The following is a 24,622-nucleotide window of genomic DNA, read 5'->3' as shown; positions in this document are numbered from 1 at the left end:
TAGAGTGGAAAGCGGCTTAGTTGCCTGTTGCTTCCTCTGCAGCGCCTTCAACGGCATCGGCAGCGCCATCTGTGGCCCCTTCGACATTGACGTTGATATCACTGGAGTCGGTCGCAGTGGTGCCGCCAGAAAAGAAGAAAAAGCCGAAGCCAAGGACCAGAACGACGAGAACACCGATGATGATACCGGAACCTGCGCCGCTGGTCTTGTTGACGGTGGTGTGGGGCGCTTGAGTGTTGTGTGGCGCTTGGTTGTGGTCAGGGTCTGCCATGTGAATGGTCCTTCATAAACTTGATATGAAGTGTAAACGCCGCTGCGCCCTAAAAAGTTCCATACTTTGCCGAAATGAACCGAGATACGCAGGCCGATCAATGGGCCACCCCTGCCGCCACGGATTCGTCGATAAAGCGCCCTTCCTGGAACCGGTTGAGACCAAATGCGTCGGTCAATGGTGACCGCCCCTTGGCCATCAGTTCTGCCATGGCCCAGCCTGATCCTGGGATCGCCTTGAACCCGCCGGTGCCCCAGCCGCAGTTCACAAATACGCCCTCCACCGGCGTTTTCGACAGGATCGGAGACCGGTCCCCCGTGACATCCACGATCCCGCCCCATTGGCGCAGCATCTTGAGCCGCGATACCATCGGGAAGGTTTCCACCAAGGCGCGCACAGTTTCTTCGATGTGATGGAATGACCCACGTTGGGTGTAGTTGTTGTACCCGTCGGTGCCGCCGCCAATCACCATCTCGCCCTTGTCAGACTGGCTCATGTAGCCGTGCACGGTATTGGCCATGATCACCACATCCATGCAGGGTTTGATCGGTTCGGACACCAGCGCCTGAAGCGCGACGGATTCGATTGGCAGACGGAAGCCCGCCATATCCGCCAAATGCCCCGAGTGCCCCGCGACGACCATACCAAGCTTGTCGCAATCAATGTCGCCCCGGTTGGTAGAGACGCCGGCGACTTTGCCATTTTCCTGCCGGATGCCGGTGACTTCGCATTTCTGGATCACGTCCATGCCCATATCAGAGCACGCGCGCGCATAGCCCCACGCCACAGCGTCATGGCGCGCCGTGCCGCCGCGCTTTTGCCAGAGCCCGCCCAGAACCGGATAGCGCGGCCCGTCGATGTTGATGATCGGCACCAGTTCTTTGACCTTTTCAGGCCCGATAAAATCGGTTTGCACCCCCTGAAGCGCGTTGGCATGGGCGGTACGTTGATAGCCGCGCACCTCGTGGTGGGTCTGCGCCAACATGATCACGCCGCGCGGGCTGAACATGACGTTATAGTTCAGGTCCTGGCTCATGGTTTCATACAGCGACCGCGACTTTTCGTAGATCGCAGCAGAGGGGTCTTGCAGGTAGTTGGAGCGGATGATCGTCGTGTTGCGGCCCGTGTTACCACCCCCCAACCAGCCTTTTTCAAGGATCGCGACATTGGTGATGCCAAAGTTTTTACCCAAGTAGTAGGCTGTCGCCAGACCATGCCCGCCGGCCCCGACAATGATCACGTCATAGCGTTTCTTGGGCTGCGCATCGCGCCAAGCCCGCTGCCAACCGGTGTGATGGCGCAGAGCTTCGCGGGCGACGGCAAAAGCTGAGTATTTCTTCATGAAAGCGGTCTCCGGCAGGGATTCGTGGGCAGCCGCACTCGGCTTGGCTTCTTTCTGGGTCCTCGGGCGAAAAAGAGGATACCCGTCGCGGCACTCCATAACAGTTTTACGACATCCGCCGCAATCTGGCAAAAACCATGCCCCGGCCGCGACGAGGTGCATCAATATGGCCCCTTTTGTCACAGCCCCGCAGCGGTTAGGTGTGCAGCAGCTATAATTACTGGACCGCATTTTTATGAGTTTCTGGATCATTGCCGCCGCCGGGGCCGCCCTTGTGACCGTATTGCTGGCACGCGCCCTGACCCGCGGGGCGGGCATGCCTGCCCAAACGGGTGCTGCGCATGACGTTCAGGTCTACCGTGACCAATTGGCTGAGGTCGAACGCGATGTGGCCCGCGGTGTTTTGCCCGAAGCCGACGCCGCCCGTGTGCGCACCGAAATCTCGCGCCGCATTCTGGCCGCTGATGCCGCAGGCCAAATCGTTGTTGCCGCGGGGGGCAAACCCTCGCCTGTCGTTACCTCGATCATCTCGATTGTTTTGCTGGGCGGCAGCTTGGCCCTTTACTGGCAGTTGGGTGCACCAGGGTATGGCGATCTCGCGTTGCAGGACCGCATCACACGTGCCGAAGACATGCGCCTGAACCGTCCTGATCAAGCCACCGCCGAAGCAGAACTGCCTGCCGCCGACCTGCCACTTGAACTAAGCCCAGAGTATCAAGCCTTGCTGACGCGTCTGCGCGACACAGTTGCCGCGCGACCCGATGATATCCAAGGCAATGTGCTGCTGGCCCAGAACGAGGCGCGCGTGGGCAACTACGCCGCCGCGGCGGCTGCACAGGGCACGGTCGTGCGTCTGAAAGGCACTGAGGCCTCGGTTGAGGAAGTGTCGGGCTATGCCGAACTGATGGTGATGGCCGCAGGCGGCTATGTCTCGCCCGAGGCCGAAGCCGTGCTGCGTGCTGTGCTTTCGCGTGAGGTCGAGAACGGCACCGCACGCTATTATTGGGGCCTGATGTTGGTGCAGACGGGGCGCCCCGATCTGGCGTTCCGCATGTGGGACGGGTTGCTGCGTCGCGGCCCCGAAGACGCCCCCTGGATCGCGCCTATTCTCGCACAGATCGGTCCTATCGCCACAATGGCCGGCGTGGACTATACCGTCCCCGAGATTGGCAGCGGTGCCCTGCGGGGCCCTTCGGCAGAAGATGTGGACGCAGCGCAGGACATGACCCCCGCCGAGCGTATGGAAATGATTGGCGGCATGGTTGAAACCCTGTCGTCGCGGCTGGCGACCCAAGGCGGACCCGTCGAAGATTGGGCGCGACTGATTTCGTCGTTAGGGGTGCTTGGCGAAACGGCACGCGCCCGGTCGATCTATGAAAACGCAGTAGAGGTGTTTGCCGATGACCCTGCCGCAATGGATGATATTCAACGCGCGGGCGAACGCGCCGGAGTGACCGAATGATCTATGACGACATCACCGAATTCGCCGCCGCCCTGCCCCCGATGCAGGCGCTGATCGGCCTGGACCTTGGCGAGAAAACCATCGGCGTTGCTGTCACAGACAGCTTCCTGTCGATCGCCACGCCGCTGGAAACCGTGCGCCGGAAAAAGTTTGGCGTCGACGCTGCCCGCCTGTCAGAGATCATCGCCGCGCGCAGGATTGGCGGGCTGGTGCTGGGACTGCCCCGCAATATGGACGGATCAGAAGGCGCGCGCTGTCAGTCCACGCGGGCCTTTGCGCGCAACTTTGATCGGTTGGGGGATATCCCCATCGGGTTCTGGGATGAACGGCTCAGCACGGTCGCGGCAGAACGCGCCCTGCTCGAGGCTGACACGTCGCGACGACGCCGCGCCGAGGTGATCGACCACGTGGCTGCGGGCTATATCTTGCAAGGGGCGCTGGATCGCTTACGTGTCATCAAGGCGCAAGGGACATCGGCATAAGGCCACGACGTCAATCGCGAGAAAGCGTAAGGAAACAGGCATGAGCGACGATATCTGGAAACGGGACGAAGTAGAAAGCCCCTGCGTGAAGCTCTGCGTGGTGCATCCCGAGACCCGTTTGTGCACAGGTTGCTTTCGTTCCATCGACGAAATCGGTGCCTGGTCGCGAATGTCGCCCCACGAACGCCGTAGCGTCATGGCCGACCTTCCATCGCGGGCGGGAACATTGGCAAAACGGCGTGGCGGTCGGGCCGCACGGCTAAAACGCGGTGCCAACGATTAAACTGTCACTCGACTGGATCAGCGGGCGACGCGGTACAGGAAATCAAGCATTTCACTGCGGGTTTGCGCGCCTTCGTGATCTTGCGGCGCGTAGTTTTCATTCGCTGCCGGTACCACCGGTGTCGACCCGAAATGCTGGGCCACGGTGATACATTTCCATGTCGCAACAGCGGGCACGAACGTGAGGATATTGGTCTGCTGATCTTGCACTGTATTTGTCATTTTCATCTCTGCCATCTCTCGTGTCGTTCAATTTGTGCGCCGATAGATTCGATTCTCGGTCGCCTGTCGGTAGTTTGGCTCCGACAGTGTGATATAAGTGTGAAGATATGGCAGGATTTAGGCAAAATCAGGGTAATAAATGCGCTGACCGCCCAAGGGCACAAACTGATGCCTCTGATTTAGGCAGACCGCTGGCGCGCGGTATGTGAACCGCTGGCCCTTGCCTCCGGCGCGCGGCTATAGCATTGACCCTTCCGAACCCCCATATTTCCAGTTCGATAAACGACAAGGCTCAGACCCTCATGGGATATAAATCCAATATCACCCGCGCTTCACGGCTTTCCGTTGCACCCATGATGGACTGGACCGACCGTCATTGCCGCTACATGCACCGGCTGTTTTCGCAAGAGACGTTGCTTTATACGGAAATGGTGACCTCGCCAGCTTTGGTGCGCGGCGGTGCTGTGCATTTGCTGGATCATGATGTGTCAGAGCATCCCGTGGCCTTGCAGCTTGGCGGGTCCGATCCGGACGAGCTGGCAGAGGCGGCGCGGATCGGGGCGCAGGCGGGGTATGACGAGATCAACCTGAACGTGGGTTGCCCGTCGGATCGGGTGCAGTCGGGCTTCTTTGGCGCGGTGTTGATGGAGCAGCCGGCCCTTGTGGCCAAGTCCGTCGCGGCCATGCGCCGCGCGGTTGATGTGGACGTCACGGTCAAATGTCGGATCGGTGTCGATGACCAGAACCCCGCAGAGGTGCTGCCCGAATTTTTGGCTCAGATCGTCGGTGCGGGCTGCGAACGGGTGACGATCCACGCGCGCAAGGCGTGGCTGCAAGGGTTGAGCCCCAAGGAAAACCGCGACATCCCGCCGTTGGACTACGAGATTGTCCACCGGATGAAGGGGCTGTTCCCGAATCTGCATATCTCGGTTAACGGCGGCATCACGTCGCTTGATCAGGCAGAGGCGTTTCTGGATGCAGGGCTGGACGGTGTGATGATCGGGCGCAGCGCCTATCACAATCCGACCGATATCTTGGCCCAGGCAGATCGCCGGATTTACGGCACGGCGCAAGACACCACCCCCGAAGATGTTGTGGCGCAAATGCTGCCCTATATCGACGCGCATCTTGATCAGGGCGGCAGGCTGAACCAGATCACGCGGCATATGATGGGCCTTTTCGCGGGGCGCACCGGCGCGCGGGTCTGGCGACGGACACTGTCCGAGCAAGCCTCTCGACCCGGTGCCGACCGTCAGGTCTTGCTCGAAGCGCTGGACGCCATGCAAACATTGGCCGAAGCCCAAGAGGCGCTATAGCAACAGCGATCCCCTACGACACAAGGGCCGCCGTTTCTCAAGGTGCCGTCCCCTTTCATCAGATTGGTATGACGAACGGTGTTATCGCTGCGGTCGCCAAGCTGCTTGAATTCATAGGGGTTTGATGCCCCCCGCACGCCACGTCAGGCGCGCAGGATCGCGATAAGCTCGGTTTCGGTCAGGGCGAAAGGCGTGCCTTTCATTGATGACGCCCCGGCCGAAAGCTTGGCCACCTGCGCGTGATCCTCGGGGTCCAGTCCCATCTGAGCCAGATCGCGCAACCCCATGTCGCGGGACCAGTTGCGCAAGGCAGACAGCCCTGCCGCTGTCTCCACCTCGAATGCGGTATCGATCAGGTCCAAGACCCACATCAACCGTGTGTGCACCTGCGTGCCCGCCTTTGCCTTTTCAACGTGAGACGCAAGGACAGCAGGCAGTAAGGCACCGCAAATCTCTCCGTGCGGGGCACCGGTCTGGCCACCGATGACACCGGCAAAACCGTGCACGGCCCCCAGACCTGCATTCGCGAGGGCCAAACCACCGCAGGTGCTAACCCACGCCATGTCGTCCCACGCATCTGCTGCGTCCTGCTCTACGATCGCGCGCAGCGCAGCCAGCCCTTTGGGGATGGCCGCCTGACACAGCGCATCCGTCATCGGCGTCGCTTTGACTGACAGGTAAGGTTCAATCACCTGCGTCACCGCATCCAACCCAGCCGCGAGGGTCACACGGCGTGGTGCGCCCTGCATCAGGGCCGCATCCACGATCGCGATGTCAGGGATCATCCGCGCGTCGCGCAGGCTGACCTTGACCCCATGTTCCGGCACAGCGATCACCGCATTCTTGGTGACCTCAGCCCCCGTGCCTGCCGTGGTCGGCAGGGCAATCATCGGCAAAGGTGCCGTCTCCAGCGGTTTGCCGCCCCCTACCCCTTCAAGGTAGTCCAGCGGCTTGCCCGCGCAGGGGATTAGCGCCGCAAGCGCCTTGGCAAAGTCGATAACGGAGCCACCGCCAAGGGCGATGACCACATCGGGCTGATCTGCGCCTATACGGCCAAGTGCGGCCTCCAGCGCAGGTAAACTTGGCTCTGCCCCACAGCTTTCTCTGACAACAGACAACCCAGCCGCGTGGCAGTCTTCGATCAGCCACGCAGCGCGGGCAGTATTCGACCCGTGCACGATCAGCACCCGCGCGCCAAAGCCAGCCGCCAGCGCTGCGGTCTGCGCAGCTTGTCCACGCCCGAAATGCAGCGCTTGCGGAGAGTAGAACGAAAACATCGCTTTAGCTGTCTGTGGCATCTGCGTGATAGGCGTCGAGCACGGCAACCTCGTCGCGCGAACCAAGGATCACCGGCACGCGCTGGTGCGGTGCCGTGGGGGCGACATCCATGATCGCGCCTTGGCCTGTAGAGGCAGCACCGCCCGCGGCCTCGATCACCATCGCCATCGGGTTCGCCTCGTACATCAGACGCAGCTTGCCGCCGGTCTTTTGATTGTTGCTGTCCGCGGGATACAGGAACACGCCCCCACGCGTCAGGATGCGGTGCACGTCTGCAACCATCGACGCGGTCCAGCGCATGTTGAACGACCGGCCACGAGGGCCTTCCTTCCCGGCGACGGCCTCATCCACATAGCGGCTGACAGGCGCGTACCAATAACGTGCGCGAGACGTGTTGATCGCGTATTCCGAGGTCTCTGCCGGCACGGTCATCTGGGGATGCGTCAGGCTGAATTCGCCCGTATCAGGATCGCTGCTAAAGCCCGCCACTTCGTCGCCCTTGGTGAGGACAAACATGGTCGAGGGGCCATAGATCGCATAGCCCGCGCAAATCTGGTTGCGCCCGTTGTGCAGCACATTGCGGTCGCCATCGGCCTGCACCTGCATCACCGAAAAGATCGACCCCACAGACAGGTTCACATCAAGGTTGGACGACCCGTCCAGCGGATCGAAATACAGCAGGTAGTCGCCCTTTTGCGGCTCTTTCAGCCAGGTGACCTCTTCGACCTCTTCGGACACAAGCGCGGCCAGACGCGGGCTGTTGGCACACTCACGCTCGAACACATCGTTGGCCATAATATCGAGCGTCTTTTGCGCCTCGCCCTGCACGTTGATCTCTCCGGCGGCACCAAGGTTGCCCTCGAACGCGCCACGGCGTACCAGACCTGCGATCAAACGCGACGCAGATGCGATGTCTTCAAGCAGAAAGACCAGATCGGGGTCAAAGTTGTTTTGCGTCAGATACCGGCGAAGCGTGGGGGCTGTCATGAAGAGTTCCTTAAAAATTCAGGGTCGCGTCAACGGCCTTTTTCCAGAGCGCATATTTCGCGTCGCGCTGGTCATCGTCCATTTTCGGCGTGAATTGGGTTTCCTGCGTCCACGATTTCGCGAACTGTTCCTGATCAGGATAAACACCCGCGTGCATCCCCGCAAGCCACGCCACCCCAAGTGCCGTGGTTTCATGCACCGTGGGCCGGTCGACGGGGGCGTTGATGATGTCGGACAGGAATTGCATGGTCCAGTCGCTGGCAGACATGCCGCCATCCACGCGCAAAGTAGGCTGCACGCCATCGGCTTTCCAGTCGGCGGCCATCGCTTCGAGCAAGTCGCGTGTCTGGTAACCGACGCTTTCCAGCGCTGCCTTGGCCATTTCGGCAGGCCCCGTACCGCGGGTCAGACCAAAGACAGCGCCGCGACAATCGGGGTTCCAATACGGCGCGCCAAGTCCGACAAAGGCCGGCACCAGCACCACGTTCTGATGCGGGTCCGCCTGCTCCGCCAGGCCTTGGGTCTCGGCCGAATCCTGAATGATCTGCAACCCGTCGCGGAGCCATTGCACCACGGCACCTGCGACAAAGATTGACCCTTCGAGCGCGTAGGTCGGCTTGCCATCGAACTGATAGGCAATGGTCGTCAGCAGCCGGTTTTCTGACCGCACCGGCGTGTCGCCCGTGTTCATCAGTGCGAAACAGCCCGTGCCATAGGTCGATTTCAGCATCCCCGGCTCGAAACACGCCTGCCCCACGGTCGCCGCCTGCTGGTCGCCCGCGACCCCGTGTATCGGTACGGCAGCCCCCAGAATATCGGGATCGGTGCTGCCAAAATCGTCGGCGCAATTCTTGACCTCTGGCAACATCTCCATCGGGATGTCGAGCAATTCGCAGATCGAACGGCTCCACCGGCCTTTGCGGATGTCATACAGCATAGTCCGCGCGGCGTTGGTGGCGTCCGTCGCGTGAGAGGCCCCACTGGTGAGCTTCCAGATCAAAAAGCAATCGACGGTGCCAAACAGCAGCTCGCCCTTGGCCGCACGGTCGCGTGCACCTTCGACGTTGTCCAATATCCACGCCAGCTTGGTGCCCGAGAAATACGGGTCCAGCAGCAAACCGGTGCGGTCGGTGAACATTTCCTCGTGGCCCGCATCGCGCAGGGTGCGGCACTGGCTGGCCGTGCGGCGGTCCTGCCAGACGATGGCGTTATAAATCGGGCGTCCGGTTTCCTTGTCCCAGACAACGACCGTTTCGCGCTGGTTGGTGATGCCGATGGCCGCGATATCGCCTGCCTTGATCCCCGCCTTGTCGATGGCCTCGCGGCAGGTCGCCTGCGTGGTGCGCCACAGATCGTCGGGATCATGTTCAACCCAGCCGGACTGGGGGAAATGCTGGGGGAATTCTTCTTGGGCGCTGGCAATGGACGTCATCGTGTCATCGTAAACGATGGCCCGTGTGGAGGTGGTGCCTTGGTCAATGGCAAGGATATACGTCATGCGCGTCCCTTTGGAAGTTTAGCAACCGTCAACTATGGCCGCATCCTAGCAAGGGTCGGCAGGCCCGACCAGATGTCAGGGCAATGACGGATGTAGGTGTTTTCAGAAAATTAAAGGTTCCGGGGCCAGCGAACCGGCCCCGGAAAGATTGGCTTACTGCCAGGATTTAATCAGCTCATCATAAGCGATGGTCTGTGGCTCTTCGTCTTCGCTTTCCAGTTTCGCTTTGGGCGAACCGGGCTGCGACAGCCAGTACTCCGGGTCACGCTCTTCGTTCATCTTGGGGCCAAATTCCCCTTGAACGCCTGCGCGCTCCAGACGGATCAGGACTTTTTCCTGATCGGCGCACAGTGCATCCAGCGCTTCCTGAGGTGTCTTCGCACCGGACATTGCGTCGCCGATGTTCTGCCACCACAGCTGCGCCAGCTTTGGATAGTCAGGCACGTTGGTACCAGTTGGGGACCACTGAACGCGCGCTGGCGAACGGTAGAATTCAACCAGACCACCCAGTTTCGGTGCACGCTCTGTAAAGCTTTCGTGCTGGATCGACGATTCACGAATGAAGGTCAGGCCAACGTGGCTTTTCTTTACGTCCACTGTCTTGGAGGTGACGAACTGCGCATAAAGCCAAGCGGCCTGTGCACGGTCCACCGGAGTGGATTTCATCAGCGTCCACGATCCGGCATCCTGATACCCGATCTTGGTGCCTTCGGTCCAATATGCACCGTGGGGCGAAGGTGCCATGCGCCATTTCGGCGTGCCATCTTCGTTCATCACGGGCAGATCAGGCTCTACCGATGCTGCGGTAAAGGCGGTGTACCAGAACATCTGCTGGGCGACGTTGCCCTGCGCCGGAATTGGGCCCGCTTCAGAGAAGGTCATGCCTGCAGCTGCCGGAGGCGAATACTTTTGCAGCCATTCGATCGCTTTGGTCACAGCATAGACCGCTGCTGGACCGTTTGTGGCACCACCACGCGCAACGCAAGAACCCACAGGTTGCGAGTTTTCGTTGACGCGGATACCCCATTCATCGACGGGCAGACCGTTTGGTTCGCCTACGTCCCCGGCACCAGCCATCGACAGCCACGCATCAGTGTAGCGCCAGCCAAGCGACGGGTCTTTTTTGCCGTAGTCCATGTTGCCAAAGACGTCGCCTTCAACGCCAAGACGTGACAGGTCGCGACCGGTGAAGAATTCGGCGATGTCTTCGTATGCGGACCAGTTGACCGGAACGCCCAGATCATACCCAAACTTCTCTTTGAAGTCGGCCTTGTTCTGTTCGTCGTTGAACCAATCGTAGCGGAACCAATACAGGTTCGCGAACTGTTGATCGGGCAGCTGGTAGATCTTGCCATCGGGGCCGGTTGTGAACGACAGACCGATGAAGTCTTCGAGGTCGAGACCGGGGTTGGTCACGGCCTTGCCTTCGCCTTCCATCCAGTCGGACAGATTGCGGGCTTGTTGATAACGCCAGTGCGTCCCGATCAGGTCGGAGTCGTTGATATAGGCGTCATAGATGTTCTCGCCCGACTGCATCTGTGTTTGCAGCTTTTCGACAACGTCACCTTCGCCGATCAGGTCATGGGTGACCTTGATGCCGGTGATCGCTTCGAATGCGGGGGCCAGAACTGTGGATTCATATGTGTGCGTGCCGATTGTTTCGGACACAACGTTGATCGCCATGCCTTCAAACGGTTTTGCAGCGTCGACAAAGAACTGCAGTTCGGCTTCTTGGTCTTCCCGCGACAGCGCGGACAGATCGCCGATTTCCTTATCAAGGAAAGCCTTTGCGGCCTCCATGTCGGCGAACGCAGGTGCGGCAAACATGCAAGCAGCAAGTCCGATCGCAGTCGTTCCCTTTAAGCGCAAGTTCATGATGTTCCTCCCTAGAATTGAACATTTGAGAGGTCCGATTCTTGCAGACCGGCCCCCCTTATATTCCTCTTTTATACCCAGCGGAAAACCGCGATGGCATAGAAAAGGCAGACAACCAATGCCCCCCATTGGGGTGCACTGAGCAGCCCGAGCCAAGCCAGATTGATAAAGGCCGAGCCCAGAAGCGTGATGAACAAACGGTCACCGCGCGTCGTTTCCATCCCCAGTATACCGGCGCGCGGCACTTCGGGGAATTTGATTGCAAGGATCGTAAAGGTGATCAACGTCACCGCGATGATCCCAAAGAAAGCGGCGGTGGGCCAAGTCCAAGCCATCCAGTCCATAATGTGTCCTCCGGTCTTTCTTTTATTAAACGCGGCCCAAGGCAAAGCCTTTGGCGATGTAGTTGCGCACGAAATAGATCACCAATGCGCCTGGCAAGATGGTCAGCACGCCTGCCGCGGCCAGCACACCCCAGTCGATGCCGGCGGCCCCGACGGTGCGGGTCATGGTGGCGGCAATCGGCTTGGCATCCACGCTGGTCAACGTCCGGCTCAGCAGCAGCTCAACCCAGCTGAACATGAACAGGAAGAAGGCCGTGACCCCGATCCCCGACGCCACCAGCGGCGTGAAGATACGGATGAAAAAGCGCGGGAAGCTGTAGCCGTCGATATAGGCCGTCTCGTCGATCTCCTTCGGGACGCCGCGCATGAACCCTTCGAGGATCCACACCGCCAGCGGCACGTTGAACAGACAATGCGCCAGTGCCACCGCGATATGCGTGTCAAATAGCCCGACCGAGCTATAAAGCTGGAAGAACGGCAGCGCGAAAACCGCAGGTGGGGCCATCCGGTTAGTCAGCAACCAGAAGAACAGGTGCTTGTCGCCCATGAAGGAATAGCGGCTGAAGGCATAGGCCGCCGGCAGCGCCACCGCGAGCGAGATCACCATGTTCATCACCACATAGGCCATCGAATTCAGATAGCCCGTGTACCATGACGCGTCCGTCAGGATCGTCATATAGTTGTCGAACGTCAGATCGGCTGGCCACAGGGTAAAGCTGTTGAGGATCTCGGTGTTGGTCTTGAGGCTCATGTTCAGCAGCCAGTAGATCGGCAGCAGCAAGAACAGCAGATACAACGCCATGACAATCGCATTACCCTTGATCTTGGGCAGGGAACGCCCGCGTTTTTGTGCAAGATCAGACATCAGTGGCCATCCCTTTTATCAAGGTTCGTCATCACGGTGTAAAACACATAGGAGATCAGCAGGATCACCAGATAATACATGATCGAGAACGCCGCCGCAGGACCAAGGTCAAACTGCCCGAGGGCCATTTTAACCAGATCGATCGACAGGAAGGTGGTAGAATTACCAGGCCCCCCGCCCGTCACGACGAACGGTTCGGTATAGATCATAAAGCTGTCCATAAAGCGCAGCAGGATTGCGATCATCAATACGCCCATCATCTTGGGCAGCTCAATGTAGCGGAAGACTTTCCAGCGGCTCGCCTGATCAATCTTGGCAGCTTGGTAATACGCATCGGGGATGGATTGCAGACCGGCATAGGCCAGCAGCGCCACCAGCGACGTCCAGTGCCAGACATCCATCACGATCACAGTGATCCACGCGGCATAGAAGTCTTGGGTGTAGTTATAGTCGATCCCCAAGGCAGACAGAGTATAACCCAGCAGGCCGATATCGACGCGACCAAAAATCTGCCAGATCGTGCCAACCACGTTCCACGGGATCAGCAGCGGCAGCGACATCAGAACCAGACACAGCGACGCCCAGAACCCTTTTTTCGGCATATTCAGCGCCACGAAGATTCCCAGCGGGATTTCGATGGCCAGAATGATCACCGAAAATGAAATCTGACGGCCCAAGGCGTTCCACATCCGTTCGCTCGCCAGCATTTGTTTGAACCACTCGAGTTTGTCGTCAAGCGGGTAGAAATCTCCGGCGAAAGCATCCTGCACGGAATAGTTCACCACGGTCATCAGCGGGATCACCGCAGAGAAAGCCACCAGCAGCAACACGGGCAGCACAAGGAACCAGGCCTTTTGATTGACGGTCTTGTTCATGACGCGGTCCTTTCAGCGAGGGTCAGCGGGAAAGCGGCGGATACGGTCATCATGCCCCCTGCGGCGCAACGCGCCAGCTGTTGGCATAGACATTCACCCCGGCAGGGTCGAAAATAATGCGGTTCATATCCGGCGTAATCTCGGCACCTTCTTCGGCGATCACGTTGATTTCGGTGCCGTTAAAGTCAGCGCGCACGATCTTGTGGCGGCCTACGTCCTCGATCCGTTTGATCGTGACAGGTAGACCCGCCTCGCCCGTGGCAAGGCGGGTGAATTCAGGACGCACGCCCAGTTCGACCTTGCCGTCCAGCGGCGCAAAGCCGTGACCCAAGGCGATCTCGTGGCCGCCGATAACGGCCTTGTCGCCGGTCACGGTCGCGTCCAACACGTTCATACCGGGCGAGCCGATGAAATAGCCCACAAAGGTATGCTGCGGTGTCTCGAACAGCTCTTGCGGGGTGCCCATCTGGACCACGCGGCCATCATACATGACGACAACTTTGTCAGCAAAGGTCAGCGCCTCTGTCTGGTCGTGGGTCACGTAAATCATCGTGTGACCAAATTCATGGTGCAATGATTTCAGCTGTGTGCGCAGTTCCCACTTCATATGGGGGTCGATCACGGTCAGCGGTTCGTCAAACAGCAGCGCGTTCACGTCTTCGCGCACCATCCCCCGCCCGAGCGAGATTTTCTGTTTGGCATCCGCCGTCAGCCCGCGCGCCTTGCGGTTGAGCATGTCTTCCATGCCGATCATGCCCGCGATCTGCTGCACGCGTTCGGCAACATAGGCCGCATCCGCACCACGGTTGCGCAGCGGGAACGCCAGATTGTCGCGCACAGTCATCGTGTCATAGACCACCGGAAACTGGAAAACCTGGGCGATGTTGCGCTTGGTCGTGGGATCGTTGGTCACATCACGGTCGTTGAACAGAATGCGCCCCTGACTGGGGTGCAGCAGGCCCGAGATGATGTTCAGCAACGTGGATTTCCCGCACCCCGACGCGCCCAAAAGCGCATAGGCCTCGCCGTCGACCCAGTCGTGGTTCAGTTCTTTCAGCGCGAAATCATCTTCGCTGGTGGGATTGGGCAAATAGGAATGCGCCAGGTTATCAAGGGTGATTTTTGCCATTGGTCCGGTCCTCCCTTAGGCCGCTGCCGCATAGGATGCGGGGGCCACGGATGTGCCGTCTTCGGCAAAGATATAAACATGTTTCGGGTCAAGATAGACGTTCAGCGGTGCCCCGATCTTGAGGTCTTTGACCCCGTGCACCAGACCGACCCAGTTTTCGCCGTGGTGATCAAGGTGGATAAACGTCTCGGATCCCGTGATCTCGGTCACGTTCAGCTTGCCCGCAAATTCCAGCGCGTCGGCGGACTGCTTGGACAGCTCTAGGTGGTTGGGCCGGAAGCCCGCGACATAGCTGCCATCGCCCACAGTCTTGAAGCTGCCGAATACCGCGACTTTCTTGCCGTCGCCAAAGGTCAGGATGTCGCCTGCTTTGGTGATGTTCAAAAAGTTCATCGGCGGATCAGAGAAGACACGCGCCGTGGTGGCATCAACGGGCTGGCGGTACACCACAGGGGTCAAGCCAAACTGTGTGATGCGCCCTTCCCAAAGGGTTGCCGTGTTCCCGCCCAGCAAAAGTGCCTCTTCGGGTTCGGTTGTCGCATAGACAAAGATCGACCCTGCCTCTTCAAAGATCTTGGGGATCTCGGCACGCAGCTCTTCGCGCAGTTTATAGTCGAGGTTCGCCAGCGGTTCGTCCAGCAGCACCAGCCCTGCGTCCTTGACCAACGCCCGCGCCAAGGCACAGCGTTGTTGCTGGCCGCCCGATAGCTCAAGCGGCTTGCGGTCCAGCATGGGCGTCAGTTGCATCAGATCAGCAGCCTTGCGCACGGCACTGTCGATCTCGTTCTTGGACTTGCCCAACAACCGCATCGGGCTAGCGATATTGTTGTAAACGGTCATCGATGGGTAGTTGATGAACTGCTGATACACCATGGCAACCCCGCGGTCTTGCACGCGCATGCCGGTCACATCCTGACCGTTCCAGATCACTTTGCCGGTGTTGGGCACATCCAGCCCCGCCATCAACCGCATCAGGGATGTCTTACCCGCAGATGTCGGCCCCAGCAGCACGTTCATTGTGCCTGACTGCAGCTCAAGATCTGTCGGATGGATATGCGTCTGGCCATTTACGACCTTGGACACGCCTTCCAAAACTAGCGACATGTTCCTCTCCCCTTCACGCGCCGGTGGCGGCGGTAGTGTTTCCTGTGGGCAAGGCGGTGTTTTTCACCATCCATGCCTCTAATTCGTTCAATTCATCCCCGCCAAGCCGCAGCCCCAGCTTGGATCTGCGCCAGATGATGTCATCTGCGGTGCAGGCAAATTCCTTGTCGATCAGCCACTTGGCTTCACGCTCGGTCAGGGTTGCGCCAAAGTCGCGGCCCAGATCAGCTGCATTCTGCGCGTCGCCTAAAACATCGAACGCCTCGCGGCCATATGCCTTGACCAGACGGTCCGCCCATCGGGGCGTTAGAAAGCCATAGCGGTCCTGCAACTCTTGTTTCAACGCCGCCACGCCGTCTACCGGAAAATCGCCGCCGGGCAAGGCGACACCCGCCGTCCATGGCTTTGCATCATTGGCGAAATAAGGCTGGATTTTTTCCATCGCGCTTTCAGCCAAGCGACGGTAGGTGGTGATCTTGCCGCCAAAGACGTTCAGGATCGGCGCACCAGCAGAGTCGTCGACCTTAAGCACATAATCCCGTGTCGCCGCCGTGGCAGAGCTCGCCCCGTCGTTATAAAGCGGGCGCACGCCGGAATAGGTCCAAACGATGTCATCCGTGGTGATCTGCTTTTTCAGATACTTCGACGCGAACCGGACAAGATAGTCCTGCTCTTCAGGCGTGCAGACCGGCTTTTCGGACACATCCTCGTGGTCGGCATCCGTGGTCCCGATCAGGGTGAAATCCGTCTCGTAGGGAATGGTAAAGATAATGCGGCCATCTTCGCCTTGGAAGAAATAGCATTTGTCGTGGTCATAAAGCTTGGGTGTCACGATGTGACTGCCCCGCACCAGACGCACCCCTTCCGACGAATTGATGCGCACCGTGTTGCGGATCACGTTTTCGACCCACGGACCGCCAGCATTCACCAGCATCTTGGCCCGCACAACACGTTGCGCGCCGCCGTCCTTTGGTTCCAGCGTGACCTGCCACATGCCATCGACCTGCTCGGCAGAGACAACCTTGGTGCGGGTATTGATCCGTGCGCCGCGGGCTTGGGCATCACGGGCATTCAACACCACCAGACGGCTGTCTTCGATCCAGCAGTCGGAATATTCATAGGCCTTTTCGAATTGGTCGTGCAGCGGTGCGCCCTCGGGCGTGTTTGTCAGATCAACCGCGGTCGTCCCCTTGAGGATCTGCCGCCCGCCTAGATTGTCATACATGAACAGACCCAAGCGGATCAGCCACGCAGGGCGACGCCCCTTCATCCACGGCATAAAGACATTCAGCAGCTTGGACGTGGGCGTGTCGCCCTCGAAGCGCATATCTTTATGATAAGGCAGCACGAACCGCATCGGCCATGAGATATGCGGCATCGCTTTCAACAGGGTTTCGCGTTCGATCAACGCCTCACGCACAAGGCGGACCTCCCAGTATTCCAGATAGCGCAGCCCGCCGTGAAACAGCTTGGTCGAAGCAGAGGATGTCGCAGAAGCCAGATCGTTCATCTCGGCCAGCTCAACGCTAAACCCACGGCCCACGGCATCGCGCGCAATGCCGCATCCATTGATGCCCCCGCCAATCACGAAAAGATCGACGCTGTGTTCTGTATCAAGCTGGCTCAATGAAGCCTCCCCGCATCATTATCGCGTCTCGCAGACAGGTTTGCGGGACGTCGTGATAAAAGACACCAAGCCCCTTCGTTTTTCAAGATCGAACGTTCGTTTCTTTTCGTTTTTGCCTAGAGCCTTGATTTCAGGCGTCTTAATCTGCCCATAGACGCGCATTTCCGCGCACTTTGAACGATATACCACGATTCGCGGCCTTGACGTGCTTCGCTTAACGTAGATTGTACGATTTGGACGGGCGTGCAGAAAAGAACAGCATCCACGGCCCAAGACCGGGGGGATATATGTCAAATTTCAGACAGCGCGAGATTCTAGAGCTGGCACGCAAAGACGGAAAAGTCACCGTCGACGGGCTGGCAGAGGCGTATAATGTCACCGTCCAGACCATCCGCCGCGATCTGTCGGAGCTCGCCGAAAGCGGCAAGCTGGAACGGGTGCATGGCGGCGCGGTGATCCCGTCGGGGGTGGTGAACATCGTTTATGACGAACGCCGCCGCCTGAACGAAGAAGGCAAACGCGCCATCGCCGAACAATGTGCGCAGGCAATCCCGCACGGGGCATCGGTGTTTATGAACATCGGCACCAGCACCGAAGCGGTCGCGCAAGAAATGCTGCACCACGAAAATCTGCTGGTGGTGACCAACAACCTCAACATCGCCAATATCCTCGCCGCCAACCAAAGCTGCGAGATCATCCTGACCGGGGGCGTGTTGCGCCGTGCAGACGGCGGCATGGTGGGCGGGCTGACCGCCGAGATGGTCAAACAGTTCAAGTTCGATTTCTCGGTTCTGGGCTGCTCTGCCATTGATGCGGACGGGGATTTGCTGGATTTCGATGGGCAAGAGGTGCTTGTCAGCCGTTCTGCCATCGGGCGGTCGCGCACGGTGATGGTCGTGGCCGATCACCTGAAGTTCCAGCGCAAGGCCCCGCTGACCATCTGCTCGTTGCGTGATGTTAACACGCTCTTTACCGATCACCGGCTGCCCGAAGCCTTAACGGCCGAATGTGTCGGCTGGGGCACCTCTGTTGTCACGGTCTGACCTTGGCCTAGCGATGAGAACCAGCCCATGAAACAGTTCGACCAGACCGGCTGGTTCTTTGTGGCCCCTGCCTGCATCCTTCTGGGCGTTGTCGGACTGATCCCGCTGGTCACGGTCATCAACTATTCCTTCTTCGAGATTTTCACCCTGCAATCGCGGTTCTGGATCGGCACCGAGTGGTTCCGCGATCTGATCACCGCACCGCGCTTTTGGGCCAGCTTTGGCCGAAGCGCGTTGTTTTCGACCTTTGTGCTGTGCATTCAGATTCCGCTGGGGATCTTGCTGGCGCTTTGCATCCCGCGCGGGCGGTTCTGGGCGGGGGCGGCATTGGCAATGCTATCGCTGCCCCTGCTCGTACCGTGGAACATGATCCCTGCCCTATGGCTGAGCCTGATGAACGGCGATACAGGGATTTTGGGGCAGTGGTTGGCGGGATACGGCTGGCCTGCCGCGTGGAAAGACAGCGCCGTGCTGACGTGGGTGGTGATCCTTGCGATGGACACATGGCATTGGACCAGCCTTGTGATCATCCTTGCCTATTCCGCGCTGACCACCATCCCCGACCCGCTGTATCAGGCCGCGGCCATCGACGGCGCGCGCGCCTGGCAGGTGTTTCGCCATATCCAATTGCCGCGTTTGCAGCACGTATTGCTCATGGCGGTGCTGTTGCGGTTTATGGACAGTTTCATGATCTACACCGAGGCCTTCCCGATCAACGCAGGCGGCCCTGCCGGCGCAAGCCTGTTTCTGGCCGTCGATCTGGGCGAGGAGATCAAGGCCTTCAACTACGGCCCCTCGGCCGCGCGATCTGTTCTGTATTTCCTGATCGTGCTTTGTGTGGCGTGGATGTTCACCAAGGTTCAGGCCAAGCTTGATGACCCAAAGCCCGAGGTGCCGCGATGATACCGCGTCGGGCATGGCCAGTGATCAAGCTTGCGCTGCTGGGGGCGTTTATCCTCTTTACCATCCTGCCGCTGGTGCAAATGACCGTGCTTAGCTTTACCGCGACGCTGGCGCAGGACGGGCTGACATTGGGCGAGACGACGCTGCGCAACTATCGCGCGATCTGGGCCGATCCGAGCCTGCGCGCGGCCTTTGGCAATTCTGTCGCCTATGTGCTGATCAATATTGCCATCACCATCCCCGTCGCCCTGCCCGCCGCCTATGCCTTTGCGCGGCTGTCGTTTCTGGGGGACAAACACCTGTTCTTCAGCTTCATCGCCTTTCGTATCACGCCGCCGGTGGTGCTGACACTGCCGATTTTCCAGCTGTTTTCCGTGCTTGGTATCGTCAATTCGGTCACTGGCATCGCGCTGGCGCATTGTCTGTTCAACTTGCCGGTGTCGATCTGGATCTTGCAGGGCTTTATCGCCGCCGTGCCGCGAGAGATGGACGAGACGGCGTTCCTCGACGGCTATTCGCGGCCCCGCTACATCTGGAAAATTCTGCTACCGCAGATCGCGCCGGGCATCGCGGTCACGGCGTTCTTCTGCTTTATGTTCTCTTGGGTCGAGGTCGTTTTTGCCCGCATCCTGACCACCACGAATGGCAAACCAATCTCTATGGCGCTCAGCGCGATGTTCGGGTTTCACACGGATATCGGGATGGTCATGGCGTTCACGCTGACCTCGATGCTGCCGGGGGCGTTGCTGCTTTTTGCCATGCGCAACCACTTATCGCGCGGGTTCAAGGTCGGGCGGGTGTGACCCGCCCCACCCTTAAGATTACCCTCGCGCCGCTTGCCGCGAGGTGCGGCGCGTCACCAGCAGGCGGTTGATAAACGCCAAAACAAAGATCATCGTCAGGATCAGCACGATCGTGGGTGCCGGTGCGCTATCAAGGAAAAAGCTGGCGTAGACACCTGCAAACATCGACGCGATACAGACCACCACCGACACGATCAGCATCGGGCCAAAGCTGCGCACCACCAGAAATGCAATCGCCCCCGGTGTGACCAACAGCGCCACCGCAAGGATCAGCCCCGTCGCCGTCAGCGTCGCCACGATGGTCAGCGACAAAACTGCCAGCAACCCATAATGCAAGAACCCCGTGTGCAGCCCGCTTGCCTGTGCCTGTGCCGGATCGAATGCATGCAGCAGCAGGTCTTTCCACTTGAGCACCAGAAACGCCGTCACAAAGACCGAGATCAGCCCAGCCGTCCAAAGGTCCTGCGCGCCGACGCCCAGCATATTGCCAAACAGCACGTGATCGAGATGCTGGTTCGTGGTGATCGAGGTGTACATGATGATGCCGATCCCGAACATGCCAGAGAAGACGACCCCCATCACGGTATCCTGTTTGATCCGGCTGTTATGGCTCAGGTATCCGGTCAACATCGCGCAGGACATCCCCGCGGCAAAGGCTCCGACGATCAGGGGCAACCCCGTGATCCACGCCAGCACCACCCCAGGCAACACAGCGTGACTGACCGCATCGCCCATCAGCGCCCACCCTTTGAGCACGAGAAAACACGACAGCAGCGCCGTGGGCGGGGCGACCAGCAGCACGATCCAAAAGGCGTTCTGCATGAAGGGGAACTGGAACGGAAACAGCAACGTGTCGATCATGGGGCCACCCCGTCTCGCAAAGATTTCAGGGCAGACTTCGCCTTGCGTCGTGCGGCCAGCACACCGTGTTTCGGGGCGAACACAAAGGCCAACAGGAAGATCGCGGTTTGCAGGGTGACGATCACCCCGCCTGTGGCCCCGTCGAGGAAATAGCTGGCATAGGCCCCCAGAAAGCTGGTGATTGTGCCGATCAGTACCGACACGATGATCAGCCGTGGGAAACGGTCACACAGCAGATAGGCCGTCGCCCCCGGTGTCACGACCATTGCGATCACCAGAAAGGCCCCGACGGTCATCATCGCGGCCACCACCGCCGCCGACAGCAACATAAAGAACACTACTTTCAACAGCTCGGGCCGCAGCCCGATGGACCGCGCGTGATTTTCGTCAAAGAAGGTAACCATCAGGTCTTTCCATTTCAGCAGCAGCACGGTCAGGCAGACCACGCCAATGATCGCCAGCTGCACGATGTCTTGCGGGGCGATGGCAAGGATATTGCCCATAATGATGGTCTGGATGCTGACAGACATGGGCGACAGCGACACCATGAAGAGGCCCAAACCAAAAAACGCGGTAAAGATGATGCCGATGATCACGTCGATCTTTAGGCCCGACCGTCCCGACAGAAACAGCATCGCCCCCGCCGCCATGCCGCCCGCCAAAAACGCGCCAAGCGCAAAGGGCAGCCCCAACATATAGGCCCCCGCCACACCGGGCACGACCGAGTGGCTCAGCGCGTCACCGATCAGCGACCATCCCTTGAGCATCAGATAGCACGACAGAAAGGCGCAAACTGCGCCGACCATCGCCGATACCCACATGGCATTGAACATATAATCATAGCTAAACGGCTCTAGCAGCAGGTCGATCATTTGTCGTCCTCGGTCGTGTTGATGCGTTCGCCGTAATGCACGAAAGGCCGTTCGTCGTCGGTGATGATCCGCAGTTCGCGCCCGTCATCGTCGTCGTGCAGGTCTTGGCCCCCAAGGGTGAAATGCCGCAGTACCCCGCCAAAGGCGGTTTCCAGATTGTCGTGGGTAAAGACCGTTTCCGTCGGGCCATAGGCCAGCACCGTGCCTTTGACCAACACCGTCCGGTCGCAGAATTCGGGCACAGAGCCTAGGTTATGGGTCGACACCAGCATCACCCGCCCCTCGTCGCGCAGCTCGCGCAAAAGATCGATGATCTGATCCTCGGTCTTCACGTCCACGCCGGTAAAGGGTTCATCCAGCAAGATCACCTGACCGTTCTGTGCCAGCGCCCGCGCCAGAAAGACCCGCTTGCGCTGCCCACCGGACAGCTCTCCGATCTGGCGGTGGCGGAACTCGGTCATGTTGACGCGGCGCAGGGCGTCGTCCACCGCCGCATGGTCTGCAGCCTTCGGACGGCGCAAGAACCCCATATGCCCATAGCGTCCCATCATCACCACGTCCTGCACCAGCACCGGAAAGGCCCAATCGACCTCCTCTGACTGGGGGACATAGGCCACAAGGTTCTCGCGCAGCGCCTCTTTTACGGTCTTCCCCAACAGCGTGATCTGCCCTTGCGCGGCGGGCACAAACCCCATGATCGCTTTGAACAGTGTGGATTTCCCCGCGCCGTTGACGCCTACTAGCGCCGTGATCGTGCCGCGTGGGATCTCAAAACTGGCATCATAAAGCGCGGTATGACCATTGCGATAGGTCACCGTGACATCCGTGGCCTTGATGCCAATGGCATCGGCGGCAAGCTCTGATACGGGGGCGGTAGTGGTGGCGGGGTTCATATCGGTTTCCATTTACTTCAGGCCTGCATCCAGCCCGTCTGCGACAGTCTGCGAAGTGACGCGCAGCAAGTCCAGATAGGTTGGCACGGGCCCCTCGGCTGTGCTGAGGCTGTCGACATAAAGCACACCGCCATAGGCAGCGCCGGTTTCGCGCGCCACCTGTTTCGCAGGCGAGGTGTTCACCGTGCTTTCGCAAAAGACGACCGGAATATCGTTGTCACGCACGGAATCGATGACCTTGCGGACCTGTTGCGGCGTGCCGGTCTGATCGGCGTTCATCGGCCAGAGATACAGCTCTTTCATCCCGAAATCGCGTGCGAGATAGCTAAAGGCCCCTTCGCAGGTCACAAGCCAGCGCTGGTCTTCGGGGATTTGTGCAATCCGGTCGCGCAGCGGCGTGATCGTGTCGCGAATCTCTTGTTTGTAACTTTCAGCGTTGGCCGCATATGTCGCGGCATTGTCGGGGTCATGTTGGGAAAAGGCAGCGGCAATATTGTCGACATAGATCAATGCATTTTCCAAACCCATCCATGCGTGGGGGTTCGGTTTGCCCTCATACTCCCCCTCACCGATCGAGATGGGGTCGACACCATCTGTCAGTGTGACCGACGGGATTTCGCCAAGGTTGGAGATGAACTGTTCAAACCACAGCTCAAGGTTCATGCCGTTCCACAAGATCAAATCTGCGCCTACCGCACCTACGATATCGCGGGGCGTGGGCTGATAGCCGTGGATTTCTGCGCCGGGCTTGGTGATCGACACCACCTCGACCCCATCGCCCCCCACCTGCTGCGCCATGTCGGCCAGCACGGTAAAGGTGGTAACGACTTTGAAATCAGCTGCGACCGCGGGCATTCCCGCCATCGCTGCAACGCCTAAAACCGACGCCAGCACACTCTTTTTCATTCTGTTCCTCCACGGACCAATGCATTCGCTAGATGTAAATGCGAATTAATCGCATATGTCAAACATGCAATTAAGAATAGGTCGCATAAACTTGCGGACAAGGGGAATCTCGCCTAAAAGAACCACAGACGACAAAGGATACCGGCATTGACCCAGAGCATTGATTACAAACAACTGCTACGCGAAGCGGGCCTGCGGGTCACGCCACAGCGGACAACGATCGTGTCGTTGCTGTCGGAGACCGACGATCACCCCAATGTCGAAGACCTGTATGAAAAGGCGCGTAGGCTGGACGACACCGTGTCTGTCGCCACGGTCTATCGTACCATGTCAGTGCTTGAGAATGCAGGGCTGGTGCGCAAACTGGTGCTGGAGGACGCCCCCGCACGGTACGAGATGATGCCCCAAACCGACCACGACCATTTGGTCGACATGGACAGCGGCGAACTGGTGGAAATTCCGGGGACAGAGATCGCAAGCCTACTGGACCGCGTCGCCGCCGAAATGGGCTATGAGCTGGTCAGCCACCACACGGTGATCCGCGCGCGCAAGGTTTAGGTCTGCGTTTGATCCGCGAGGGATTTGACCATCGCCGCGGCACCGGCTGAAATCGTGCGCAAGATCACTTCGTCGGGGATGTCGCGGATCAGCCAGTCGCGCATGGGGCCAAAGGCCGACAAGAACACCATCAGGTTTGCAACAATATCAAGCCGTTGATCGTCGCTTTGCAGCCCCAGTCGCGGACCAAGCTGATCGGCCAGGTCCTTCATCACCGCGAATTCACGGGCATGCAGGGCACGGCGATCTTCGGCCTTCATATGTGGCACACAGCGATAGGCCAGCAGGGTGCCGTCCCGTTTCATCGACCAGCTTTCTCGGAAATATTTCTCGAACGCGTCTTCCAGTGACAGGTCTTGATCCAGCAGGATAATCGGCAAGGTCGAAACGTCTTCGCGAAACCACAACTGGTTCAGCAGCCGGCGCAGGATGTCGTTCTTGTTGGCGATGTAGTCATAGATGCTGGCCTGATTGACGCCCGACCGCGCACAGATGTCGCGGATCGTCGTCGCGGCAAAGCCCTTTTCCAGAAACAACGACAGCGCTGCTTCGCAAATCTGCTCGCGGCGGCTTTGGATCAGCGACTGGTTTTGCACATTGGTAATTTCCGCCTCTGCCAGCATTTGCGTGCGCAGTACAGACAGCCTGTCGCTGCGGATGGCCAAAGAGGATGTATCGTGCATGTAGCTGTCCTTTAATTCTCCTAAATCCTATCGGCTTTCGATATGCGAAACAACCGACAAGCGTTTGCGCCGGCGCCACGCAAAACCCCCGCCGGTACAGGACCGACGGAGGGCAGCGTTTTCATCAATCTTTAGGGGTGG

26 protein-coding genes are annotated in these 24,622 nt (G+C 59.2%); 8 read left to right on the top strand and 18 right to left on the bottom strand.

Annotated elements, in window-relative coordinates:
• Positions 1 to 16: 16 nt before the first annotated feature.
• A complete protein-coding gene (locus ACVBAU_RS07570) occupies positions 17 to 271 on the bottom strand; it encodes a hypothetical protein (protein WP_448328806.1) in 255 nt (84 codons plus the stop codon).
• A 97-nt stretch (positions 272 to 368) separates the two neighbouring features.
• The gene (locus tag ACVBAU_RS07565; RefSeq protein WP_138923730.1) at positions 369 to 1,613 is read right to left on the bottom strand and encodes a sarcosine oxidase subunit beta family protein; all 1,245 of its coding nucleotides are present in this window, start codon (positions 1,611 to 1,613) and stop codon (positions 369 to 371) included.
• Positions 1,614 to 1,848: 235 nt separating this feature from the next.
• Here ACVBAU_RS07565 and ccmI point away from each other — a divergent pair, with 235 nt between their 5' ends.
• Genes ccmI through ACVBAU_RS07550 form a run of 3 tightly spaced genes read left to right on the top strand, consistent with a single transcriptional unit; the run spans position 1,849 to position 3,840 of the window.
• The gene (gene ccmI, locus ACVBAU_RS07560) at positions 1,849 to 3,075 is read left to right on the top strand and encodes a c-type cytochrome biogenesis protein CcmI (protein WP_448328804.1); all 1,227 of its coding nucleotides are present in this window, start codon (positions 1,849 to 1,851) and stop codon (positions 3,073 to 3,075) included.
• Positions 3,072 to 3,557: a Holliday junction resolvase RuvX gene (gene ruvX / locus ACVBAU_RS07555; RefSeq protein ID WP_138923732.1), complete on the top strand. Its 486-nt coding sequence runs from the start codon at positions 3,072 to 3,074 to the stop codon at positions 3,555 to 3,557. Before ccmI ends, ruvX begins: the two co-directional genes overlap by 4 nt.
• A 40-nt stretch (positions 3,558 to 3,597) precedes the next feature.
• Positions 3,598 to 3,840, top strand: coding sequence for a DUF1289 domain-containing protein (locus ACVBAU_RS07550; RefSeq protein WP_138923733.1), 243 nt, complete (start codon positions 3,598 to 3,600; stop codon positions 3,838 to 3,840).
• Positions 3,841 to 3,857: 17 nt separating this feature from the next.
• Here ACVBAU_RS07550 and ACVBAU_RS07545 read toward each other — a convergent pair whose 3' ends face one another.
• Positions 3,858 to 4,067: a hypothetical protein gene (locus ACVBAU_RS07545; RefSeq protein ID WP_448328801.1), complete on the bottom strand. Its 210-nt coding sequence runs from the start codon at positions 4,065 to 4,067 to the stop codon at positions 3,858 to 3,860.
• Between the two features lie 296 nt (positions 4,068 to 4,363).
• Here ACVBAU_RS07545 and dusA point away from each other — a divergent pair, with 296 nt between their 5' ends.
• A complete protein-coding gene (dusA, locus tag ACVBAU_RS07540; protein WP_138923735.1) occupies positions 4,364 to 5,377 on the top strand; it encodes a tRNA dihydrouridine(20/20a) synthase DusA in 1,014 nt (337 codons plus the stop codon).
• Positions 5,378 to 5,520: 143 nt separating this feature from the next.
• Here the strand turns inward: dusA and ACVBAU_RS07535 are convergent, their stop codons facing one another.
• The 10 genes from ACVBAU_RS07535 to glpD all read right to left on the bottom strand — a co-directional run bounded on the left by ACVBAU_RS07535 (position 5,521) and on the right by glpD (position 16,959).
• Complete coding sequence (locus tag ACVBAU_RS07535) at positions 5,521 to 6,654, bottom strand: iron-containing alcohol dehydrogenase (protein ID WP_448328931.1); 1,134 nt, start codon at positions 6,652 to 6,654, stop codon at positions 5,521 to 5,523.
• Between the two features lie 4 nt (positions 6,655 to 6,658).
• Positions 6,659 to 7,642, bottom strand: coding sequence for a class 1 fructose-bisphosphatase (locus tag ACVBAU_RS07530; protein ID WP_138923736.1), 984 nt, complete (start codon positions 7,640 to 7,642; stop codon positions 6,659 to 6,661).
• 10 nt (positions 7,643 to 7,652) lie between these two features.
• On the bottom strand, positions 7,653 to 9,140 hold the full coding sequence (gene glpK / locus ACVBAU_RS07525; protein ID WP_448328799.1) for a glycerol kinase GlpK: 1,488 nt from the start codon (positions 9,138 to 9,140) through the stop codon (positions 7,653 to 7,655).
• A 153-nt stretch (positions 9,141 to 9,293) separates the two neighbouring features.
• Complete coding sequence (locus ACVBAU_RS07520; protein ID WP_138923738.1) at positions 9,294 to 11,015, bottom strand: ABC transporter substrate-binding protein; 1,722 nt, start codon at positions 11,013 to 11,015, stop codon at positions 9,294 to 9,296.
• A gap of 71 nt (positions 11,016 to 11,086) precedes the next feature.
• A complete protein-coding gene (locus tag ACVBAU_RS07515) occupies positions 11,087 to 11,359 on the bottom strand; it encodes a DUF2160 domain-containing protein (RefSeq protein WP_005852584.1) in 273 nt (90 codons plus the stop codon).
• Between the two features lie 25 nt (positions 11,360 to 11,384).
• The gene (locus ACVBAU_RS07510) at positions 11,385 to 12,224 is read right to left on the bottom strand and encodes a carbohydrate ABC transporter permease (RefSeq protein WP_448328796.1); all 840 of its coding nucleotides are present in this window, start codon (positions 12,222 to 12,224) and stop codon (positions 11,385 to 11,387) included.
• Complete coding sequence (locus tag ACVBAU_RS07505; protein ID WP_138923741.1) at positions 12,224 to 13,099, bottom strand: carbohydrate ABC transporter permease; 876 nt, start codon at positions 13,097 to 13,099, stop codon at positions 12,224 to 12,226. Before ACVBAU_RS07505 ends, ACVBAU_RS07510 begins: the two co-directional genes overlap by 1 nt.
• A 49-nt stretch (positions 13,100 to 13,148) precedes the next feature.
• Positions 13,149 to 14,228 (bottom strand): ABC transporter ATP-binding protein, encoded by a 1,080-nt coding sequence (locus tag ACVBAU_RS07500; protein WP_448328794.1) that lies wholly within the window; start codon positions 14,226 to 14,228, stop codon positions 13,149 to 13,151.
• 15 nt (positions 14,229 to 14,243) lie between these two features.
• A complete protein-coding gene (locus tag ACVBAU_RS07495; RefSeq protein WP_138923743.1) occupies positions 14,244 to 15,332 on the bottom strand; it encodes an ABC transporter ATP-binding protein in 1,089 nt (362 codons plus the stop codon).
• Between the two features lie 13 nt (positions 15,333 to 15,345).
• Positions 15,346 to 16,959 (bottom strand): glycerol-3-phosphate dehydrogenase, encoded by a 1,614-nt coding sequence (gene glpD / locus ACVBAU_RS07490; protein WP_335745324.1) that lies wholly within the window; start codon positions 16,957 to 16,959, stop codon positions 15,346 to 15,348.
• Positions 16,960 to 17,246: 287 nt separating this feature from the next.
• Between glpD and ACVBAU_RS07485 the strand changes: the two genes are divergently transcribed.
• Genes ACVBAU_RS07485 through ACVBAU_RS07475 form a run of 3 tightly spaced genes read left to right on the top strand, consistent with a single transcriptional unit; the run spans position 17,247 to position 19,708 of the window.
• A complete protein-coding gene (locus tag ACVBAU_RS07485) occupies positions 17,247 to 18,002 on the top strand; it encodes a DeoR/GlpR family DNA-binding transcription regulator (RefSeq protein WP_138923745.1) in 756 nt (251 codons plus the stop codon).
• A 27-nt stretch (positions 18,003 to 18,029) separates the two neighbouring features.
• Positions 18,030 to 18,905: a carbohydrate ABC transporter permease gene (locus ACVBAU_RS07480; RefSeq protein WP_448328791.1), complete on the top strand. Its 876-nt coding sequence runs from the start codon at positions 18,030 to 18,032 to the stop codon at positions 18,903 to 18,905.
• Positions 18,902 to 19,708, top strand: a complete 807-nt coding sequence (locus ACVBAU_RS07475; RefSeq protein ID WP_335745326.1) for a carbohydrate ABC transporter permease — start codon at positions 18,902 to 18,904, stop codon at positions 19,706 to 19,708. The genes ACVBAU_RS07480 and ACVBAU_RS07475 overlap by 4 nt, the downstream gene beginning before the upstream one ends.
• Before the next feature lie 18 nt (positions 19,709 to 19,726).
• Here ACVBAU_RS07475 and ACVBAU_RS07470 read toward each other — a convergent pair whose 3' ends face one another.
• From ACVBAU_RS07470 to ACVBAU_RS07455, 4 genes are read right to left on the bottom strand one after another with little or no spacing between them, the layout of a single operon-like run.
• A complete protein-coding gene (locus tag ACVBAU_RS07470) occupies positions 19,727 to 20,569 on the bottom strand; it encodes a metal ABC transporter permease (protein ID WP_448328789.1) in 843 nt (280 codons plus the stop codon).
• On the bottom strand, positions 20,566 to 21,441 hold the full coding sequence (locus tag ACVBAU_RS07465; RefSeq protein WP_335745328.1) for a metal ABC transporter permease: 876 nt from the start codon (positions 21,439 to 21,441) through the stop codon (positions 20,566 to 20,568). Before ACVBAU_RS07465 ends, ACVBAU_RS07470 begins: the two co-directional genes overlap by 4 nt.
• On the bottom strand, positions 21,438 to 22,334 hold the full coding sequence (locus tag ACVBAU_RS07460) for a manganese/iron ABC transporter ATP-binding protein (protein ID WP_448328929.1): 897 nt from the start codon (positions 22,332 to 22,334) through the stop codon (positions 21,438 to 21,440). The genes ACVBAU_RS07465 and ACVBAU_RS07460 overlap by 4 nt, the downstream gene beginning before the upstream one ends.
• 12 nt (positions 22,335 to 22,346) lie before the next feature.
• Positions 22,347 to 23,240, bottom strand: coding sequence for a metal ABC transporter substrate-binding protein (locus ACVBAU_RS07455; protein WP_448328786.1), 894 nt, complete (start codon positions 23,238 to 23,240; stop codon positions 22,347 to 22,349).
• 147 nt (positions 23,241 to 23,387) lie between these two features.
• Between ACVBAU_RS07455 and ACVBAU_RS07450 the strand changes: the two genes are divergently transcribed.
• The gene (locus ACVBAU_RS07450; RefSeq protein WP_138923751.1) at positions 23,388 to 23,798 is read left to right on the top strand and encodes a Fur family transcriptional regulator; all 411 of its coding nucleotides are present in this window, start codon (positions 23,388 to 23,390) and stop codon (positions 23,796 to 23,798) included.
• Here ACVBAU_RS07450 and ACVBAU_RS07445 read toward each other — a convergent pair.
• A complete protein-coding gene (locus ACVBAU_RS07445) occupies positions 23,795 to 24,481 on the bottom strand; it encodes a TetR/AcrR family transcriptional regulator (RefSeq protein WP_448328785.1) in 687 nt (228 codons plus the stop codon). The genes ACVBAU_RS07450 and ACVBAU_RS07445 overlap by 4 nt on opposite strands.
• Positions 24,482 to 24,622: the final 141 nt, after the last annotated feature.

Source organism: Sulfitobacter sp. M13 (genome assembly GCF_053474885.1).
This window is presented reverse-complemented; position numbering and strand designations above follow the sequence as displayed.